The organism is Acinetobacter sp. YH01018, from assembly GCF_013420295.1.
Taxonomy (GTDB): Bacteria; Pseudomonadota; Gammaproteobacteria; order Pseudomonadales; family Moraxellaceae; genus Acinetobacter.
The window spans coordinates 1-1,292 of sequence record NZ_VOYL01000120.1 but is presented as its reverse complement, the minus strand read 5'-3'; the positions used below and the strand labels follow the sequence as shown (position 1 = coordinate 1,292).

Here is a 1,292-nt window from a genome sequence, read left to right as displayed (position 1 = left end):
TTGTTCTGGGCAATGACACGGATGCTGAAAATGATACGTTAACTGTTACTGCAGCGAGCGCGTTGCATGGCACAGTGACAATCAATGCAGATGGCACACTCAGCTATACACCGAACGCGAACTACACCGGTGCAGACACCATTAGCTATAGCATTAGCGATGGCAATGGCGGTACCAGCAGCAGCGTAGTCAACGTCAGCGTGACTCCTGTGAATGATGCCCCGGTACTGAGCTTCACTGATAGCTTGACCAGCATTACAGAAAACAGTGCGACGGCAGGCATGGTGGTGACGGATGCGAATGCGACCGATGCCGAAGGCGATACGCTGACTTACAGCCTGACTAACAATCCGGACGGCTACTACAGCATTGATCCTGCGACGGGTGTTGTAAGCTTGACCCAGGCGGGCGCAGACTGGGTGAACGGAGGTGGAAACCTTCCTGCAGTCAGCGTAACAGTGACCGATGGTACAACGCCTGTGACTGGTACAGCGGCAATGCCGGTGACCACGCTGGTGAATGATGCGCCTGTGGCCAATCCGGATACAGCAACGGTGATCGAGGACACTTCAGCCACCATTACTGTTCTGGGCAATGACACAGATGCTGAAAATGATACGTTAACTGTTACTGCAGCGAGCGCGTTGCATGGCACAGTGACAATCAATGCAGATGGCACACTCAGCTATACACCGAACGCGAACTACACTGGTGCAGACACCATTAGCTATAGCATTAGCGATGGCAATGGCGGTACCAGCAGCAGCGTAGTCAACGTCAGCGTGACTCCTGTGAATGATGCCCCGGTACTGAGCTTCACTGATAGCTTGACCAGCATTACAGAAAACAATGCGATGGCAGGCATGGTAGTGACGGATGCAAATGCGACCGATGCCGAAGGCGATACGCTGACTTACAGCCTGACTAACAATCCGGACGGCTACTACAGCATTGATCCTGCGACGGGTGTTGTGACCTTGACCCAGGCGGGTGCGGACTGGGTGAACGGAGGTGGAAACCTTCCTGCAGTTAGCGTTACAGTGACCGACGGTACAACCCCTGTGACTGGTACAGCGGCAATGCCGGTGACCACGCTGGTGAATGATGCGCCTGTGGCCAATCCGGATACAGCAACGGTGGTTGAAGACACTGCAGCCACCATTACTGTTCTGGGCAATGACACGGATGCTGAAAATGATACGTTAACTGTTACTGCAGCGAGCGCGTTGCATGGCACAGTGACAATCAATGCAGATGGCACACTCAGCTATACACCGAACGCGAACTACACC

The 1,292-nt window shown here is 53.7% G+C and carries 1 protein-coding gene; it reads left to right on the top strand.

Going from position 1 to position 1,292, the window contains the following annotated elements:
• Window positions 1–1,292: Ig-like domain-containing protein (locus FTT83_RS15900; RefSeq protein WP_180176849.1), on the top strand; the 1,292-nt coding region annotated here is incomplete at both ends.